3 protein-coding genes are annotated in these 2668 nt (G+C 36.8%); 2 read left to right on the top strand and 1 reads right to left on the bottom strand.

Annotated features, from left to right (window positions below; translation table 11 throughout):
* Window positions 1-123 precede the first annotated feature (123 nt).
* Window positions 124-408: a DUF5962 family protein gene (locus QZ565_RS09240; RefSeq protein WP_247934192.1), complete on the top strand. Its 285-nt coding sequence runs from the start codon at window positions 124-126 to the stop codon at window positions 406-408.
* A gap of 13 nt (window positions 409-421) precedes the next feature.
* Window positions 422-736 (top strand): DUF5966 family protein, encoded by a 315-nt coding sequence (locus tag QZ565_RS09235; RefSeq protein ID WP_295528576.1) that lies wholly within the window; start codon window positions 422-424, stop codon window positions 734-736.
* A gap of 221 nt (window positions 737-957) precedes the next feature.
* Here QZ565_RS09235 and QZ565_RS09230 read toward each other — a convergent pair whose 3' ends face one another.
* Window positions 958-2124: an IS30 family transposase gene (locus QZ565_RS09230; protein ID WP_295528574.1), complete on the bottom strand. Its 1167-nt coding sequence runs from the start codon at window positions 2122-2124 to the stop codon at window positions 958-960.
* Window positions 2125-2668 lie beyond the last annotated feature (544 nt).

Below are 2668 nucleotides of genomic sequence, written 5' to 3'. Positions count from 1 at the left end.
CGAAAAAGGAAACGAAAAGCAAGAACAACTTTCTTTTGAATTAGATTAAAAAATAGATACAAATAGCGGACAAGAAAAGAAAAGCGCGGTAAAATAAAGATAGAAAGAAACGAGGTAACGATTATGATGGAAGATACCTATTATCAATTAGAAGAGGCTTTGGTACAGGGATTTCAAACACCTGAAGAATACAATGCCTACAAGGAACTAAAGGAACATTATGAGGAAGTGACAGGGGATTACAGTTTTTCTAAACGAGAACTTACTAGTCAATTGGAAATCGCTCTTCAGAATCATCGAGGTGTGGACTTTGAAGAACATGAGAAAGAGGAGTATTTGGACTTAGTTCAAAAATTAGAAGAGTTTGATTATTCTCTTGCCACCCATTATCGTCAATTGATTGACTAGAAAGGAGAAAGTCATGAATGATTTACTCCTTGTCCCAGTAATTTTTTTAGCAGTAGGAGGAATTCTCATTCTTTTATGGAGACTCTTTCTTATTGCCAGTGGACTTTTCCTGATTGGTTTTGTCAGTTTTCTTATTTTCGTGGAGGGCTATGGAATTTATCTTCTCTTTACAGAAACTGAACTTTACACGGCAGATTTAGCCCAGAATGGTCTGATAAGCTTTACAGGATTTTATGCGGTATTTAATCTAGCCTTGCTTGTATGTGGTGTTTTGAAAATCATTAGTTGGAAAAGAAGGCTTAATGCCCAAACTAAGATCCACTGCTAATCCAAGTGGAAGTTGGTCTGATAAAAATCGTAAAAACCAGTGGAAATCCGTGTCAGGGTAAGTTCCACTGGTTTTAATCATGCTTGATTTCATCGCTTTTGTAACCGAAATGAATCGAAAAAAAGAGCGCACAAAATCCCCTTATCTGAAAGCGTTTCAGATTAAGTTCCGCTATGGTGGAAGTTAGTGTGAGACGTTTGAATGGGGTTGAAGATTAGTTTTTAGAGCTTATGTTGGAGTAATGTAGACGATTGGCAGACGTCTTCTGCAGGTATTTTAGAAATGCCAAGAAGCTTAGGAATCTCTTCTCCATAAGTAAAGGCAAAGAGTTCATAGGCTGACTTTCCATTTAAAGCAGCGCGTTTGACACTGTTGACATGCGAACAAACGAGATTGATGTCCTCTTGAGTTAAGTTGTCAAAAGAAGTTCCCTTAGGTAGAATGTCGCGAATTAGTGTGTGATTTTTCTCAATTCTCCCTTTCTGGTCAGAGCGATTAGGGTCACAAAAGAAGAGTTTACTCTCTCCTCGCACATCCATTTCGATATCATCAACCCTGGCAAACTCTCCACCATTATCTGTCAGGATGACAGGGAAGAGTTGGAAGAAATCTTTGTCAGCTTGGTAAAGAGTGTTCTTGATGTCATAGAGGTGTTTGGTAACCTCAAGGGCAGTTTTATTATCCAGAAGTCTAGCAAAGATAAAGTTACAGAAAGAGAGATTGAAGGTAAGTAGGACTTTACCTCCCATTCTACCCATGACTGTATCCATTTCCAGCCAAGAGTCTAGTTGATTCAGTGCTAAATAGTTTTGGAAATCCTCATAGTAACGGCCTTTTTTCGTTTCTTTAGGGATGGAAGGTAGCTTACTTTTTCGTCTTTCTTTGAATTTAACGGCTCTGACTAGGTCAATAGGAGCGATAGATAGGTATCCTTTTCGGATGTGTCGATAGACAGTTGAGGAGCTAACATCAAGGTTATGAGTTTTCAGAATATGATAGATGTGTTGTCCCTTTTTAACCCCATCAGAAATGACTTTGTCCATGTCCCAGAAGGTCTTGGAATTGAGGGGAGTTCCTTCACGAGCTTCGACAAGAGTTTGTTCGTATTGTTTTTGAGCTTGTTTAGCAAGGTAGAAGATTTTCTTATAGCCACAATTTTGTCTTCTTTTAGGGCACCCATTACAGACAAAGGGAGCTTTGTCGAGTAGAGGGCAAGGAAGGTTATCGCATGTAGAATCTCGGACTTGTCTATTTCTCTTGATTTCTTTAGAAACAGTGGTCGGGTCTTTTAGAATAAGTTGCCCGATAGCTTTGAAGGTTTCACCGCGCTCTAAGCCTAATTGGATATCATTACGGTCTGAAAGGGTAAGGTGTTTATGTTTTGTCATAGTGAATCTCATTTCTAACTCAAACGACTCATACTTAATTCCGCCATAAAGATCCGTTTTAGACTAATTTCCACTTCGATTAGGCAAGTCGAAGTTACTTTGAGAAGTTACCTTTTTCCTTCTTGGCAATGTCTAGAGTGTTTCTCTCGTTCACATCTAGTGACAAATGTGGTATACTCCCATTTTTAATACTTTTTTGAAATCAAAGAGCAATCAAATGCAGATGTGACAGTTTTTCGTACCCTTTTTTCTCTTTAAAATAAAATGTGTATTTTTATCTGGAGTTGATTTGTTTTAAAAAGTTTTCATGCTAATTTTCCCTTATTACTTGCACATATTTTTAGCAAAATAAATGAAACCGTTTTCTTGTTGTGGTATAATAGAATTGAAAAATAAAAGTATACGAATAACTTGTTAGAAAGGAGTTTTAAATCAGAAAATCAAGTTATTTTATCAGTAATATATATTTGTGACTTGAAAGGAGTGTTTTTTATGAAATTTAAAAAAATTGTAACTTCAGCTCTTGTTGTATTATCACTATTTT

The sequence above is a fragment of the uncultured Streptococcus sp. genome, assembly GCF_915066115.1.
Taxonomy (GTDB): Bacteria; Bacillota; Bacilli; order Lactobacillales; family Streptococcaceae; genus Streptococcus.
The sequence above is the reverse complement of the archived record's forward strand: the minus strand, read 5'-3'. Positions and strand labels throughout refer to the sequence as shown.